Genomic DNA, 13,972 nt, shown 5'->3' on the forward strand with positions numbered 1-13,972 from the left:
CGCACGGGAACAAGCGCTGTGGCCAGGGCGTTGTCCAGCTGCCCTCGACCGGAAGGACGCCCATGCCGTCGCGCACCCCCGCCGCCACCGCCGACACCCTGCCCGACACCCGGCCCAGCGCCGACCCTGAACCGCAGACCGGTGAGCTCCTGCCGCCGCTCACCGCGCAGGCCGAGCTGCTCCTGGCGCGTGGCATCGTCCCGGCCGAGACGCTCTCCCCCGCCGCGCTGCGCGACGCCGCCGCGGCGTTGGAGCCGACGGCACCGGCCGGGTCGCTGCTGGTGGTCCACCCCAGGCTCCTGGCTCCGTCGGCGCTCGCCCCGCACCTGCGCCGCACGACGACGGCCCGCGGGCACGCCGTGGAGCGCCGCGGTTTCGTCGTCACGGACATGACCGACGTGGACGACTTCGCCCCCGTGCCCGGCCTCGATGTGCCGGACGCCGACGTCTACGCCGTCGCCGCCCCCGACCGGGGCGACGCGATGGCGAACTGGTCACCCGAGGAGGCGGAGCCGGCGATCGCCGCGCGCGGTCGCAGCCCGCTCACCCTCGCCGAGGGGATCCACTGGGTGCTGCAGTCCCCCGACGCGCTCGCCCGGAACGTCTGTTTCATGACGATCGGGTCCCGGCTGCGGCGGCCGAACGGCTCCTACGATGCGCGCACGCCCGCCGTCTGGATCTCGAACGGCACGGGCCGGGACGGGGCAGAGCGGCGCGGCGCGGCCAAGGTGGGCTGGTGCTGGTGGCGCAACCGGCACACCTGGCTCGGGTTCGCCTCGACCGCCGCGCGGCAGGCCTGACCCGGCAATGACATCGAGCGTGCTGGATTGATCCTCATTCGGCCCGTATGAGGATCAATCCAGCACACTCGATGCGCGACCTCAGCGGTCGAGGACGGCCACGCACTCCACGTGGTGCGTCATCGGGAAGAGGTCGAACGCGCGCAGCCCGGTCAGCTCGTACCCGTGCCCGGCCAGGTAGGCGATGTCGCGGGCCAGCGCGGCGGGGTCGCACGCCACGTAGACGACACGTCGCGGGCCGCGGGCGGCGATCGCGTCCACGACGGCGCGGCCCGCCCCGACACGCGGGGGGTCCAGGACGACGATGTCGGCGCCGTCCCCGACCGGCGCCCCGCCGGCGTCGCCGCCGGTGAGGACCTGGTCCACGGCGCCGAGGTGCAGCTCCACCTGCGGGAGGTCGTGGGCGTTACGGCGGGCGTCCTTCACCGCGCGGTCGTCGCCCTCGACCGCGACGACACGGCCGGAGGCGCCGACCGCCGCCGCGAGCGGCACGGTGAACAGGCCCGCGCCGGAGTACAGGTCCAGGACGGTGGCCCCGTCCGCATGGCCCGGGGCGTCGCCCACCGCGTCCAGCACGGCGCCGGCGAGCAGCTCGGGCGCCGCGCGGTGCACCTGCCAGAAGCCGTCGGCCGCCACACGGTACCGGTGCTCCGCGCCGCCCGCCCGCACCGTCTCGGTGACCGCACGCCGCGCGTTGGGACGCGTGTCCCCACGGCCACGGCGCCACGGCACGTCGTCCACGAGCAGCACCGGGTCGGCCCCGTCCGCCGGCGCCGCGAGCTCGAGGCGGGCCCCGGGCTGCCAGCGCCGGGTCCACACGTCCTCCGCGTCCGCGAGCGCCGCCACGGTCTCGGTCGCGAGCGGCATCCCGTCGAGCGGGACGACGTCGTGCGAACGGAACCGCCGCATCCCCGCGCGCCCGTCCGCGTCGGCCACGAGGTCGATGCGGGTGCGGTAGCCGAGGCCGCCGCGTCCCTCGTCGCCCGGCACGGCCTCCACCTCGACGTCGCGGTCGATCCGCGCCAGCCGGGTGAGCTGCTCGGCCACCACGGCCGCCTTCCAGCGGCGCTGGGCGGGCAGGGCGACGTGCGCCAGCTCGCCGCCGCCCACCCCGCCGGGCCCCGCCTCGGGCCACGCGGACGGGACCCGATCGGCGGACGCGTCGAGCACCTCGACCGCGTCCGCGCGCCAGAAGCGCGACCCGGTCTCGGTGACGCGGGCCCGCACGCGCTCCCCGGGCAGGGTGTGCCGGACGAAGACGACGCGGCCGTCCAGACGGGCCACGCAGTGCCCACCGTGCGCGACGGGGCCGATCTCGAGCTCGACCTCCCGGCCGACCTCCGGGTCGGGGGCGGTGGATCGGGGGCGCGGCGCGGAACGGCGAGGTCGGGGCATGGGCCTATTCTCCCCCGGCCCGCGGCGGGATCAGAACCGCGGGCCCCGCGGCGACGTCCCCTCCAGGCCGGTCTGTCCCGCCGACGACGACAGCTGCCACGGCACGGACGCCACGACGACGCCGGGCGTGAACAGCAAGCGACCCTTGAGGCGAAGCGCCGACTGGTTGTGCAGCAGCTGCTCCCACCAGTGCCCGACGACGTACTCGGGGATGTAGACGACGACCAGGTCGCGCGGCGAGTCGCGGCGCACCGACCGCACGTACTTCAGCACGGGCCGGGTGATCTCCCGGAAGGGCGAGTCGAGCACGCGCAGCGGCACGGGCAGGTCGAGCGCCTCCCAGCGCGCGCGCAGGTCGGCGATCTCCTCGGCGTCCACGCCCACCGTCACGGCCTCGAGGACCGACGGGCGCGACGCCCGCGCGTACGCCACGGCCCGCATCGTCGGCTTGTGGATCTTCGAGACCAGCACGACGGCGTGCACGCGACTGGGCAGGGCGCGCGCGCCCGCGACGTCGTCGAGCTCCAGCTCGGCGCGCACCCGGACGTAGTGGGCCCGGATCCCCTTCATGAGCGCGAAGAGGACGCCCATCGCCAGCAGGGTGATCCAGGCACCGTGCGTGAACTTGGTCGCCAGCACGATGACCAGCACCGTGGCCGTCATCACGAAGCCGACGCCGTTGACCATCCGGGAGCGCTGCATGCGTGAGCGCTCCTTGGGGTCGGGCTCCTTGCGCAGCGCGCGCGTCCAGTGCCGCAGCATGCCGAGCTGGGAGAGCGTGAACGACACGAACACGCCCACGATGTACAGCTGGATGAGACGCGTGACCTGCGCGTCGAAGGCCACGATGAGGACGATCGCCGCGACCGCGAGGGTGATGATCCCGTTGGAGAAGGCGAGCCGGTCGCCACGCGTGTGCAGCTGGCGCGGCAGGAAGCCGTCCTTCGCGAGGATCGAGCCGAGCACCGGGAAGCCGTTGAAGGCCGTGTTCGCCGCGAGGACGAGGATGAGCCCGGTGACGATCGAGATCGCCACGAACGCGGGCGTGAACCCCTGGAAGACCGCCTCCGCGAGCTGGCTGATCACGGGGTGCTGGTTGTAGTCCTCCGGCAGCGGCTGCCCGCCCGCCGTGAGCTGGTGCGGGTCCTCCACGTACTTGACGCCGGTGGCCTGCGCGAGCATCAGGATCGAGATCATCATCGTGGCCGAGATGCCGCCCAGCAGGGCCAGCGTGGTGGCGGCGTTGCGCGACTTGGGCTTGCGGAACGCCGGGACGCCGTTGCTGATGGCCTCTACGCCGGTCAGCGCCGCGCACCCGGAGGCGAAGGCCCGCGCCAGCAGGAAGGCGCCCGCGAGCCCGGTGAGACCCTGGTCGAAGCCTGCCTCGGGCGTGATCTCGAAACCGGCGCTCTCCGCGAGCGGCAGGTCGTCGGCGAAGTACCGGATCGCGCCGACGACGGCGAGGAGGCCGATGAGCGCCATGAAGCAGTAGGTCGGGATCGCGAAGACGGTGCCCGACTCGCGCACGCCGCGCAGGTTCATCACCGTGAGGATCACGACGACCACCACGGCGAACAGCGCCTCGTGCCCGCGCAGGAACGGCAGGGCCGACGCCGCGTACTGCGCGCCCGAGGAGATCGACACGGCCACCGTGAGGACGTAGTCGACGAGCAGCGCGGAGGCGACACCGATGCCGGCCGACGGGCCGAGGTTCGTCGTCGCGACCTCGTAGTCGCCGCCCCCCGACGGGTAGGCGCGCACGTTCTGGCGGTAGGACGACACCACGACGAGCAGCACGACCACGACACCGAGGCCGACCCATGGCGAGATCGTCGTCGCGGCGATGCCGGCGACCGCGAGGGTCAGCAGGATCTCGTCGGGCGCGTACGCCACGGACGACAGCGCGTCCGAGGCGAAGACGGGGAGAGCGACGCGTTTGGGCAGCAGCGTGTGCCCCAGGTTCTCGCTGCGCACGGGGCGCCCGATGAGGAGCCGTTTGGCAGCGTCCGCGATGTCCGACACGTCGAGCAATGCTATGCCCGGTGCGGCCCTCGGGCGCGCGCCGTCCCGTCGCGATGACCGCGTGTCCCGCGAGGTATAGCGTTTCGCCCGTGCACTTCGTCATCATGGGCTGCGGCCGCGTCGGCTCGACGCTCGCGCAGACGATCGAGTCCCGCGGCCACTCGGTGGCCGTCGTCGACCAGAACCCCGACGCGTTCCGCCGCCTGCCGGCCGGTTTCTCCGGGCAGAAGGTGACCGGCGTCGGCTTCGACCGGGACACGTTGGTCCAGGCCGGCATCGAGGACACGTACGCCTTCGCCGCCGTGTCCGACGGCGACAACTCCAACGTGCTCGCCGCCCGCGTCGCGCGCGAGACGTACGGCGTCGAGAACGTCGTGGCGCGCATCTACGACCCGCAACGGGCCGAGATCTACCAGCGGCTCGGCATCCCGACCGTGGCCACGGTGCGCTGGACGGCCGACCAGGTGCTGCGCCGCATGCTCCCGCTCGGGGCCACCGACGAGTACCGCGACCCGTCCGGGCAGGTCCGCCTCGCGCAGGTGGACTACCACCCCGGCTGGGCCGGGACGACGGTGCACCGCATCGAGGAGGCCACCGGGACACGGGTCGCGTTCCTGTCGCGCTACACCGACGGCATCCTCCCCACGCCGGGCTCTGTCCTGCAGGAGAACGACGTGCTGCACGTCCTCATGCGCGCCGACGACGCGGCCGCCGTCGAGCGGGTCCTCACCCACGAGCCCCGGCAGGAGGAGAGCTGATGCGCGTCGTCGTCGCCGGGGCGGGGTCGGTGGGCCGGTCCATCGCCCGCGAGCTGCTCTCGCACGACCACGAGGTCGTGCTCATCGACAAGAACCCGGCCGCGATGCGGGTCGCCCAGGTGCCCGAGGCGGACTGGCTCCTCGCCGACGCGTGCGAGCTGTCCTCCCTGGAGGCGACGGACGTCACGAGCGCCGACGTCGTCGTCGGCGCCACCGGTGACGACAAGGCGAACCTCGTCTTCTCCCTGCTGTGCAAGACGGAGTTCGGGGTCCCGCGCACGGTCGCGCGCGTCAACAACCCGAAGAACGAGTGGATGTTCGACGGCTCCTGGGGCGTCGACGTCGCCGTCTCGACCCCGCGGATCATGACGGCGATGGTCGAGGAGGCCGTGGCCGTCGGCGACCTGGTGCGGATCTTCACGTTCCACCAGTCCGGCGCGGACATCGTCGAGGTGACGCTGCCCGACGACTCGCCGCTGGTGGGCGCCCGCGTCGGCGCCGTCACCTGGCCCACGGACACGGTGCTCGCGTGCGTCGTGCGCGGCGCGCAGCCGTTGGCGCCGACGGTGGACGACACGCTCGAGGTCGGCGACGAGCTCGTCCTGGTGATGGGAAGCCAGGCCGACGAGGAGTCGCTCCAGTACCTGCTCTCCCACGGCAGCCCGTCCGTCCCCGCGATCGCCGCTGGCGAGCCGCTCGTGCCGCCCGAGCTCGCCGCCGCCCAGGAGCCGGATGCCGACCGGCCCGACGCCGACGACTAGGCCAGGTCAGCCCGCGGGGCCGGCCGGTTCCGTCTCGCCGCGCTCGGGCCGGTCGTCGGGCCGTTCGTGGGCGCCGCGCACGACGACCCAGGTGAGCCACAGCACCAGGCCCCACAGCGGGACGCCCAGCACCAGGTGGGCCGTGCCCAGCCAGCCGACGCTGTCCGCGAAGTACAGCGGCACCTTGACCGCCAGCCGCACCGCGAACAGCCCCGCCCAGAACCAGGTGGCGAGCGTGTAGCGCCGTACGAGCGCCGGGTCCTTGCGCCACGCCGCCAGGGCGGCGAACGGGCTTGCCGCCGGGGCGCTGCCCGCCTCGGGCGCGGCACCCGCGGTCTGCCCGCCGTCGTCGCCGCCGCGGGCACGCTCGGCGGCCACGTCGGCGAACCCGCCCCGCACTGCCTCGACCACGAGCCCGACCACGGGCCAGCGCACGGCCAGCGACACGAGGATGGCCGCGAGGTACGCCGCGTTGGTCCACAGCCCCCACACGTAGAAGTTCTGGGCCTCGCCGGAGCGCCACGCCCAGAAGACGCCGACGCCGATGCCGAGCAGCCCGCCGAGCGCCTGCGTGATCGGCGTGCGCTGGGCGAGCCGGGCCACGACCGCGACGAGCGCCGCGCCCACGGACGCGACGAGCGCCCAGGTCAGAGCGGCACGGTCGTCGCCACCCATCGACGCGACGACGTAGACGACCACGAAGAGCAGCCCGGGCAGCACGGCCTCGACCACCCCGCGCACGCCCCCGACGGCCTGCGCGAACGAGAACGAGTCACCCGTGACCGCCCGCACCCCGCGACCGTCCGGGGGCGGGGCGGCCGGACCCGTCGGCTTCCCCGCCGCGGGATACCCGTCGCTCACTCGCCGGCTCGCGCGCGCAGCTCGTACCGGGGGTTGAACATCGTGCGCCGCCCGTCGACGTCGCACACCAGCCCCTGCACGCGGATGCGCCGGCCCGGGTCGATCCCCGCGATGGACCGGCGTCCGAGCCACACGAGGTCGAGCGACCCGGAGCCGTCGTACAACTCGGCCTCCACGGTCGGCACGCCCTCGCGCGGGCGCAGCACGACGGAGCGCAGCACGCCGGCCGCGCTCGCGCGACGGCGGTCGCCGAGGTCGGACACCGGGGTGCAGCCGCGGTAGGTCGCGGCCTCGTGCCGCTCCTCGTCGGCGGCGACCTCGTCGGCCGAGGCCAGCGCGTGCTGGACGGCGGTTCGCAGGGACATCAGATGCTCCAGGCTGGCGGACGAGCCGGCGTCGTGGCCGGGTCGTTCACCGGATCTCGGTGATCTCCGGCCCGCGGGTGAGCGGGTCGAACGACGGCGTCTGCGGCGCGGCGCCCTCAGGGCCGGCCGCGTCGTCCCCGCTGTCCTGGCGGGCGCTCTTGGGCAGGGTCAGCGTGAGGAGGTCGCGCGGCGGCCGAGGGTTGCCGTCCCGCACGACGACGACGTTCGCGAACACGGACTCGAGCTGCTTGGCCGCCTCGGGGTCGACCGCGGCACGCCCGGACAGCACGCCGCGAAGGAACCACCGCGGCCCGTCCACGCCCACGAACCGGGCGGGACGCACGGCGGGCTGGCCGTCGGGACCGGTGGCCGGGATGCGGGCGATGAGCTCGCGGCCGAACATGCCCGGCACGTCGTCGACGGTGCCGCCCTGGCGGGTGATGGACGCACCGATCTCGGCACGCACCTCGTCCCAGATGCCCTCCGTGCGGGGGGCGGCGAAGGCCTGCACCTGCAGGCCCGACCCGGCGAGGGTGGCGGACACGCCGGTCACCTTCTGGGTCTTCTTGTCGACCTCCATGCGCAGCTCGAGGCCGGGCAGGACAGGCAGCCAGATGGCGCCGAGGTCCACGCGCGGTCCCATGCCCGTCACCTGGTCCGAGTCGAACGGCCCGCGCTCGGGACGCTCCGCCGTGCCCTGGTCGTCGGCGGTGGCGGGAGCGTCGGCCTCCGCTGTCGCGGGCTCGAGGGCCTCGTCACTCGCCTTCTTCGACGCGTTGCGCCGGAACAACCCCACGGAGGATCTCCTTCTCGTCGTCCTGCCCTCCCGGCGACCCGGGCGGGCACTACCCATCTCCCACAGTAGACCGGTTCGCGCGTTCCTCCGGTCTGCGTCCGGGGCGGTCAGCTGCCGGCGAACCCGCCGCTCGAACCGAGGCCGCCGTCGCCGCGGTGCGAGCCCGGCAGCGTCGTCGCGACGAGGAAGCGCGCGTGCTCCACGCGCTGCACCACGAGCTGAGCGACCCGGTCGCCGCGCCGCAGGCGCACCGGCTCGGCGACGTCCGTGTTGAGGAGGATCACCTTGATCTCCCCGCGGTAGCCGGCGTCGATGGTGCCCGGCGCGTTCACCACGGTGATGCCGTGCTTGGCCGCCAGCCCGGAGCGCGGGTGCACGAACGCCGCGTACCCCTCGGGCAGCGCGATCGCCACTCCCGTGGGGACCACGACACGGCCCTGCGGCGGGATCTCGACGTCGACGGTGGTCACGAGGTCCGCGCCCGCGTCACCCGGGTGCGCATAGGCGGGGGTGGGCACGTCGTCGAGCAGCGTGACCAGCACATCCACGGTGCTCGGGTCGGTGCTCACGGCGCTCGCGTCGTGGCTCGCGGACGGGGTCACGGGCTGGCTGGCGGTGTCGGGCACCCGGGAAGCGTAGCCGACCGGCGGGCGGCCCCCCGGTGCCCGGGGTGCTGGGATGATGGGGCCATGAGCGAGCACGCGCCCGACCTGTCCCCCGTCACCGGCCCGGCCTTCCGGGAGCGGCTCTCGCCCGGTCCGGGAGCCTGGTGCGGCGCCGTCGGGCTGGGCGTCATCGTCGGGGTGACGCTGTGGCCGCTCGCGCACGTGGTCGCGGCCGTGGTCGGCGTCGTCGTCGCCGCGGGCACCCTCGCGGCGCTCGTCGCGACGTCGCCGGTCATCGAGGTCACCGACGGGAACCTGCGCGCCGGCAGGGCGCAGGTTTCGGTCGATCTCCTGGGCGAGGTGACGCCGATGGACGACGCCGAGGCGATGCGCACCGCCCTGGGCCCGGCGCTCGACGCGCGCGCGTTCGTGTGCCTGCGCGCGTGGGCGCGCACCGGCGTGCAGGTGGAGCTGCAGGACCCGCTCGACCCGACCCCCTACTGGCTGCTGTCGACCCGGCGGCCGCGGGAGCTCGCCGCGGCGCTCCGGAGCTGAGCCCCGGCGTCCCCGGGGACGACGAAGGCCGTCACGTCTCGACGTGACGGCCTGTGTCGTCCGTGGTGCTGGTGCCCCGACCGGCAGTGGGTCAGGCGGCGCACTCCGTGCAGATCATCTGGCCGTTCTTCTCGTACGCCAGCTGGCTGCGGTGGTGGACGAGGAAGCAGCTCGTGCAGGTGAACTCGTCGGCCTGGCGGGGCAGGACGCGGACCGCGAGCTCCTCGCCGGACAGGTCGGCGCCCGGAAGCTCGAAGCCTTCCGCCGCCTCCGTCTCGTCCTCGTCGACGACACCCGACGACTTGTCGGAACGACGCGCCTGGAGCTCCTGGATCGAGTCCTGCTCCGCGTCTTCGTCGGTCTTGCGGGGGGCGTCGTAGTCGGTTGCCATCTGTGTGGTCACGCTCCGTGAGGTCGGTATCGGTACGCGCTGATAATGCTCGGTGACCGGGTTTTGTTCCCGGTCGGCCCACGGATTGTGCACCATTTCGCGCGGGCGCGCGACACCACGCGCTGTTCCCCGTGTCACAGCGTCGCCATCCGCCCCTGACCTGCACCGACACGTCTCGCCGGTGAGATGTTCGCCCTGGGCGTGACGGGGGCGCTGACACGTTTTTTCACCCCGGCGAACCGCCGCGGAAGGGCCGAACCTCGTCAGCCGGTCAGCTGCGCGTCACGCCCTCGCGTCCGTCGGCGCCCGCGTCCTCCAGCAGCGCGACGAGCTCGGCCACGACCGGGACCGCCCCGGCGACGGTCATGGTGCTGCTCGGGCCCCGGCCGCGCAGCCCGCCCACCCAGGCGCCGGCCTCCGCGGCCACGAGGCCGCCCGCCGCCACGTCCCAGGCGTTGATGCCGCGCTCGTAGTAGAGGTCGAGCGCGCCCTCCGCCACCAGGCACAGGTCGATCGCGGCGGCGCCGAGCCGGCGGATGTCGCGCACGCGCGGCAGCACCTCGGCGAGGACCTCGGCTTGGCGTGCACGCCGCTCGGCCGCATACCCGAAGCCCGTGCCCACGAGGGACTGGGCGAGTGAAGGCGGCGCACTCACCCGCAGCGCGCGCCCGTCCCGCTCGGCCCCTCCGCCGCGGGCCGCCGTCCAGGTGCGACCGTCCACCACCGAGTGCACGCAGCCCGCGAGCGCAGTCCACCGCTCCGGGTCGGGCGGCCCGGCGACGACGGCCACCGACACCGCGTACGACGAGACGCCGTACAGGTAATTGACCGTGCCGTCGATCGGGTCGAGCACCCAGGTGAGCCCCGACGTGCCGGGGACGTCGTCACCCTCCTCGCCGAGGATCGCGTCGTCGGGCCGCTCGGCGGCGAGCCGCGTGCGCAGGAGCTCCTCGGAGGCCCGGTCCATCGCCGTCACCGGGTCGACGGCGCTCGACTTGGTCGCGGCGACCTCCACCCGCGCCGGGCGTCCCTCGCGCACCAGGGCTCCGGCCTCGCGCGCGAGGCTCCGGGCGAGCGCGCGCAGCTCCTCGACATCGGTGCCCGGGGGCACCGCACCGGCATCGTCGTCCGACAGGTCCTGACCAGCCGCTCGATCCTCCACGCGCTACATCTTGCCCGACCGTCGCCCCCAGCGGGCGGTCCAGCCCGGGCCGGGGTGCGGCACGGTCCAGCCGCGCGCGAGAGACACGATGCGGAAGCCGAAGACGAGCGCGACCACCGCGAGCGCGGTCCAGACCTCGAGCACCCCGGCGGACCAGAGCGCCGCGGTGAGGCCCGCTCCCACGAGGGCGGGCACGGCGTAGAGCTGACGGTCGGCGAACACGAGCGGGACCTCGCCGACGAGCACGTCACGCAGGACGCCGCCGCCCACGGCCGTGAGCACCCCGACCACGACGGACGCCAGGATGCCCGCGTCGAGACCGAGCGACTTCGTCGTGCCCTGGAGCACGAACAGCGCGAGAGCCGCGGCGTCCAGCACGAGGATCGAGCGGCGCATGCGCTCCAGGCCGGGGTGGAAGAAGAAGATGATCACGCCGGCCGCCAGCGCGGCCGTGACCAGGCGCCAGCTCGAGATGCCGACCGGCGGGGTGTCCCCGATCAGGACGTCGCGCAGGATCCCGCCCCCGAGGCCGGTGACCCACGCGAGGACCAGGACGCCGAACGCGTCGAACCGCCTGCGCACGGCCGCGAGCCCGCCCGAGACCGCCGCGACGAAGACCGCGACGAGCTCTAGGTAGGAGACCGGGCCGGAGGTGAACGCGTCCACGGGACGTCATCCTCCCAGGCGCACCACGACAGGGCGCGCCAAATCGGCGGCACACCGACGCGCCTGCGCGACCGTGCCGCGCCCCGGTGGCACCCTCGAACAGGCGGACCCGCCCCGGCGGACAGACCCGCGGGCGACCTGTGAGGGAGGAAGCATGGCCGAGCTCGAGCTCGTGAGGCTGCACGAGGACGGTGAGCGCCTGGTCCTGCGCGGTCCCGACGGCACCGAGAGCACGCTGCCCATCACGGAGGCGTTGCGCGCCGCGGTACGGCGCGACCGACCACGCACCGAGGCGTTGCGCGCCCAGGCGGCGACGACCCTGCGGCCACGCGACCTGCAGGCGCGGCTGCGCGCAGGCGCATCGGTCGAGGAGCTCGCCGAGGAGTCCGGGCTCCCCGTCGAGCACGTGCAGCGCTACGAGTGGCCCGTGGCCGCCGAGCGCGACCATGTCATCGGGCAGGTGCGCGCCCACCGGTTGCCGGGTGACGACGAGACCACGACTCTCGGTGAGGTCGCCGACACGCGCCTGGCCGCGCGGGGAGTGACGACCGCCGAGGCCCACTGGTCAGCCCGCCGCGACGGCACCGCCCCGTGGGTGGTGGAGGTGCGGTTCTCCGCCGGCGACCGCGACCGCTCGGCACGATGGACGTTCGACCCCAAGGGCCGTGTCGTGACACCGCTCGACGACGAGGCGCGCTGGCTCGGCCAGCCGGACGACCCGGTCTCCCCCGACGTGCTCGGGGTGCCCTCGATGAGCGGCCGCGCCGGCACGCCGCGGCGACACCCCGAGGACGACACCACGGCGCTGCTGCTGGACGACCTCGCCGGGCGGCGCGGGCAGCGCCCCGGCGACCGGCGGCGGCCGTCTCCCGCGCGCGACGCGGACGGCGGCGCGGCGGTACCGACACCGATCCCTGTGGGGCACGTCAGCGCTCCCCCGGTCATGACCGGTGCAACGAACGGTGCCGCTCCCGACGCCGACCTCGGTGGCAAAGACCCCGACGCCGCGCAGGCGGACCCCGCCGGGGCGAGCGTCGTGGACCTCGGGTCGCGGCGGGCGGGCCAGCGCGCCGCGGTGCCGGACCGTTCGACCCACCCGTCGGCCTCGCGACGGCCCATGCCGGGCGTGCAGCCGGACGAGTCGGACGGCCAGGCCGGCGACGCCGACCATGCCTCTGCCCAGGGGCGGGCCGACGTCGTGGAGGACGCGCCCGCGCCGAGCGGCCCGCCGGCCCAGGGCGCCCCCGGTCCGCAGCCCGCCGCACCCGCGCCCCGCACCGACAAGGCGTCGGGAGCGCGCCGCTCCGGGCGCAAGGGCCGCGCGCAGGTGCCGAGCTGGGACGAGATCGTCTTCGGCGGCGGCCGGCCGTCGTCCTGACGGCCCGTCCCTGACGGACTGCCGCGGTCGCGCGCGCTACGCGCCGCCGCCCAGGTCGAGCTGGCCCGTGACGGTCGACCGGCGGCGGGCGTCGGCCTGGGTCATGCGCCGCATGTGGTGCCGGCGGCAGAGGACCTCGTAGGAGACCGGGCCGCCGTCGGGCGCTCCCGCGACGTCCCCGACCACCACCTGGTCTCCCTCGACGACCATGACGCCGCCCACGGTGCGCGCGTTGTGCGTGGCCCGCGCGCCGCACCAGCACAGGGACCGCACCTGCAGCTCCTCGACGCGGTCGGCGAGCTCGATGAGGCGGGCAGCCCCGGGGAACAGGCGCGTGCGGAAGTCCGTCGTGATGCCGAACGCGAACACGTCCAGCTCCACCTCGTCCACGAGGCGGGCGAGCTGCTCCACCTGTGCCGGGGAATAGAACTGCGCCTCGTCGCACACGAGGTAGTCCACGACGCGACCGGACTGCCGCTCGGCGGCCACCATGTCCCAGAAGTCGGTGGCGTCCGTGACCTCGCGGGCGTCGACCTCGAGCCCGAGGCGGGACGACAGCCGGGACGTGCCCGCACGGTCGTCGCGCGTGAAGATCAGACCCGAACGGCCACGCGCCGCGTGGTTGTGGTCGGTCTGCAGCGCCAGCGTCGACTTGCCGCTGTCCATGGTCCCGGAGAAGAAGACGAGCTCGGCCATGGGCCAGATCCTGTCAGACCCGGGCGGCCAGCCGGGTCATCGGCTCGATCACCGGCTCGGTCGCCGGCGCCGGCCGCTCCTCACTGGCCGACGCGCCCGTCCACGCACTCGCGCAGCAGGTCGGCGTGCCCGGAGTGCCGCGCGTACTCCTCGACGTGGCTGAGAAGCAGCTCGCGCAGGGAGATCGCGCCGCCCGGCTCGGCGCCGAGGTCGGAGAACCCCGCGTTCGTGACGCCGAGGTCGTCGAAGCCCGCGATCATCCGGTCGGTGGCGGCCGCCTCCTCGTGCCAGCGTCGGAAGGCGTCCGCGACGACGGCGCGGTCGGCCACCGCCCCGTCCCAGTCGCCGTCGCGGTGCTCGGACGTGCGGTACAGCCACGGCGCGTCCTCGCCGGTCATGATCCGGCGCACGTGCCGCTCGTCCTCCGTGAGGTGGCGCACCAGGCCCAGCAGCGACATCGTCGACGGCGGCACCGACCGGCGGGCGAGCTGTGCCGCGTCCAGGTCGGCGCACTTCATCTCGACGGTCAACCGGTACGAGCGCAGGGAGTCGAGCAGGATCGCCCGCTCGTCGAGCAGCTCGACGTCGCTCTCCCGCGGGTCGTCGTCCGGGTCCACCCACATGTCGGGGTACACGGTCGCGCGCGTCCACCGGGACGCGCCCGCTCCGGCCTGCTCCTCCGAGGACTGCTCACGGGGCTCCATCACGGCATCGTGGCACCGCCCGATGCGGCCTGCCACGACAATTCCGGTTCGAGGGCC

The 13,972-nt window shown here is 74.5% G+C and carries 16 protein-coding genes; 5 read left to right on the forward strand and 11 right to left on the reverse strand.

The features are described 5' to 3' along the window. Positions 1–62: 62 nt before the first annotated feature. Positions 63–800, forward strand: coding sequence for a DUF5701 family protein (locus B5Y66_RS15760; RefSeq protein WP_245807157.1), 738 nt, complete (start codon positions 63–65; stop codon positions 798–800). Between the two features lie 81 nt (positions 801–881). Here the strand turns inward: B5Y66_RS15760 and B5Y66_RS15765 are convergent, their stop codons facing one another. Next, complete coding sequence (locus B5Y66_RS15765) at positions 882–2,195, reverse strand: class I SAM-dependent RNA methyltransferase (protein WP_079575415.1); 1,314 nt, start codon at positions 2,193–2,195, stop codon at positions 882–884. A 30-nt stretch (positions 2,196–2,225) separates the two neighbouring features. Continuing rightward, positions 2,226–4,217, reverse strand: coding sequence for an APC family permease (locus B5Y66_RS15770; RefSeq protein WP_079575539.1), 1,992 nt, complete (start codon positions 4,215–4,217; stop codon positions 2,226–2,228). Between the two features lie 104 nt (positions 4,218–4,321). On the opposite strand from B5Y66_RS15770, the gene B5Y66_RS15775 reads away from it, so the two are divergent. Next, on the forward strand, positions 4,322–4,975 hold the full coding sequence (locus tag B5Y66_RS15775) for a potassium channel family protein (RefSeq protein WP_176168905.1): 654 nt from the start codon (positions 4,322–4,324) through the stop codon (positions 4,973–4,975). After that, a complete protein-coding gene (locus B5Y66_RS15780; RefSeq protein ID WP_079575417.1) occupies positions 4,975–5,736 on the forward strand; it encodes a potassium channel family protein in 762 nt (253 codons plus the stop codon). Before B5Y66_RS15775 ends, B5Y66_RS15780 begins: the two co-directional genes overlap by 1 nt. 6 nt (positions 5,737–5,742) lie before the next feature. Here B5Y66_RS15780 and B5Y66_RS15785 read toward each other — a convergent pair whose 3' ends face one another. From B5Y66_RS15785 to dut, 4 genes are all read right to left on the reverse strand, one after another. Continuing rightward, complete coding sequence (locus tag B5Y66_RS15785; RefSeq protein ID WP_079575540.1) at positions 5,743–6,528, reverse strand: DUF3159 domain-containing protein; 786 nt, start codon at positions 6,526–6,528, stop codon at positions 5,743–5,745. Between the two features lie 65 nt (positions 6,529–6,593). Further along, a complete protein-coding gene (locus B5Y66_RS15790; protein WP_079575418.1) occupies positions 6,594–6,962 on the reverse strand; it encodes an OB-fold nucleic acid binding domain-containing protein in 369 nt (122 codons plus the stop codon). Positions 6,963–7,008: 46 nt separating this feature from the next. Continuing rightward, the gene (locus B5Y66_RS15795; RefSeq protein ID WP_079575419.1) at positions 7,009–7,758 is read right to left on the reverse strand and encodes a DUF3710 domain-containing protein; all 750 of its coding nucleotides are present in this window, start codon (positions 7,756–7,758) and stop codon (positions 7,009–7,011) included. 107 nt (positions 7,759–7,865) lie between these two features. Beyond that, complete coding sequence (gene dut / locus B5Y66_RS15800; RefSeq protein ID WP_139820931.1) at positions 7,866–8,327, reverse strand: dUTP diphosphatase; 462 nt, start codon at positions 8,325–8,327, stop codon at positions 7,866–7,868. Positions 8,328–8,447: 120 nt separating this feature from the next. Here dut and B5Y66_RS15805 point away from each other — a divergent pair, with 120 nt between their 5' ends. Further along, positions 8,448–8,918, forward strand: coding sequence for a DUF3093 domain-containing protein (locus B5Y66_RS15805; protein ID WP_079575421.1), 471 nt, complete (start codon positions 8,448–8,450; stop codon positions 8,916–8,918). Between the two features lie 91 nt (positions 8,919–9,009). Here the strand turns inward: B5Y66_RS15805 and B5Y66_RS15810 are convergent, their stop codons facing one another. From B5Y66_RS15810 to B5Y66_RS15820, 3 genes are all read right to left on the reverse strand, one after another. After that, positions 9,010–9,309 (reverse strand): DUF4193 domain-containing protein, encoded by a 300-nt coding sequence (locus B5Y66_RS15810; RefSeq protein WP_079575422.1) that lies wholly within the window; start codon positions 9,307–9,309, stop codon positions 9,010–9,012. 271 nt (positions 9,310–9,580) lie between these two features. Beyond that, a complete protein-coding gene (locus tag B5Y66_RS15815) occupies positions 9,581–10,444 on the reverse strand; it encodes an inositol monophosphatase family protein (RefSeq protein ID WP_079575541.1) in 864 nt (287 codons plus the stop codon). 30 nt (positions 10,445–10,474) lie between these two features. After that, the gene (locus B5Y66_RS15820) at positions 10,475–11,137 is read right to left on the reverse strand and encodes a trimeric intracellular cation channel family protein (protein WP_079575423.1); all 663 of its coding nucleotides are present in this window, start codon (positions 11,135–11,137) and stop codon (positions 10,475–10,477) included. 154 nt (positions 11,138–11,291) lie between these two features. Between B5Y66_RS15820 and sepH the strand changes: the two genes are divergently transcribed. Beyond that, positions 11,292–12,515: a septation protein SepH gene (gene sepH, locus B5Y66_RS15825; RefSeq protein ID WP_079575424.1), complete on the forward strand. Its 1,224-nt coding sequence runs from the start codon at positions 11,292–11,294 to the stop codon at positions 12,513–12,515. A gap of 36 nt (positions 12,516–12,551) precedes the next feature. On the opposite strand, the gene B5Y66_RS15830 is transcribed toward sepH, so the two are convergent. Both B5Y66_RS15830 and B5Y66_RS15835 read right to left on the reverse strand, forming a co-directional pair. Beyond that, positions 12,552–13,211: a thymidine kinase gene (locus B5Y66_RS15830; RefSeq protein WP_079575425.1), complete on the reverse strand. Its 660-nt coding sequence runs from the start codon at positions 13,209–13,211 to the stop codon at positions 12,552–12,554. An 80-nt stretch (positions 13,212–13,291) separates the two neighbouring features. Then, positions 13,292–13,915: a DinB family protein gene (locus B5Y66_RS15835; protein ID WP_079575426.1), complete on the reverse strand. Its 624-nt coding sequence runs from the start codon at positions 13,913–13,915 to the stop codon at positions 13,292–13,294. Positions 13,916–13,972 lie beyond the last annotated feature (57 nt).

The sequence above is a fragment of the Krasilnikoviella flava genome, assembly GCF_900167525.1.
Classification (GTDB): Bacteria; Actinomycetota; Actinomycetes; order Actinomycetales; family Cellulomonadaceae; genus Isoptericola; species Isoptericola flavus.

Bases quoted from the DNA above. Each gene is read 5' to 3' on its own strand.
- B5Y66_RS15810 (WP_079575422.1), bottom strand. From the start codon at position 9,309: ATGGCAACCGACTACGACGCCCCCCGCAAGACCGACGAAGACGCGGAG.
- B5Y66_RS15790 (WP_079575418.1), bottom strand. From the start codon at position 6,962: ATGTCCCTGCGAACCGCCGTCCAGCACGCGCTGGCCTCGGCCGACGAG.
- B5Y66_RS15805 (WP_079575421.1), top strand. From the start codon at position 8,448: ATGAGCGAGCACGCGCCCGACCTGTCCCCCGTCACCGGCCCGGCCTTC.
- B5Y66_RS15760 (WP_245807157.1), top strand. From the start codon at position 63: ATGCCGTCGCGCACCCCCGCCGCCACCGCCGACACCCTGCCCGACACC.
- B5Y66_RS15830 (WP_079575425.1), bottom strand. From the start codon at position 13,211: ATGGCCGAGCTCGTCTTCTTCTCCGGGACCATGGACAGCGGCAAGTCG.
- B5Y66_RS15765 (WP_079575415.1), bottom strand. From the start codon at position 2,195: ATGCCCCGACCTCGCCGTTCCGCGCCGCGCCCCCGATCCACCGCCCCC.
- sepH (WP_079575424.1), top strand. From the start codon at position 11,292: ATGGCCGAGCTCGAGCTCGTGAGGCTGCACGAGGACGGTGAGCGCCTG.
- B5Y66_RS15835 (WP_079575426.1), bottom strand. From the start codon at position 13,915: ATGGAGCCCCGTGAGCAGTCCTCGGAGGAGCAGGCCGGAGCGGGCGCG.
- B5Y66_RS15780 (WP_079575417.1), top strand. From the start codon at position 4,975: ATGCGCGTCGTCGTCGCCGGGGCGGGGTCGGTGGGCCGGTCCATCGCC.
- B5Y66_RS15775 (WP_176168905.1), top strand. From the start codon at position 4,322: ATGGGCTGCGGCCGCGTCGGCTCGACGCTCGCGCAGACGATCGAGTCC.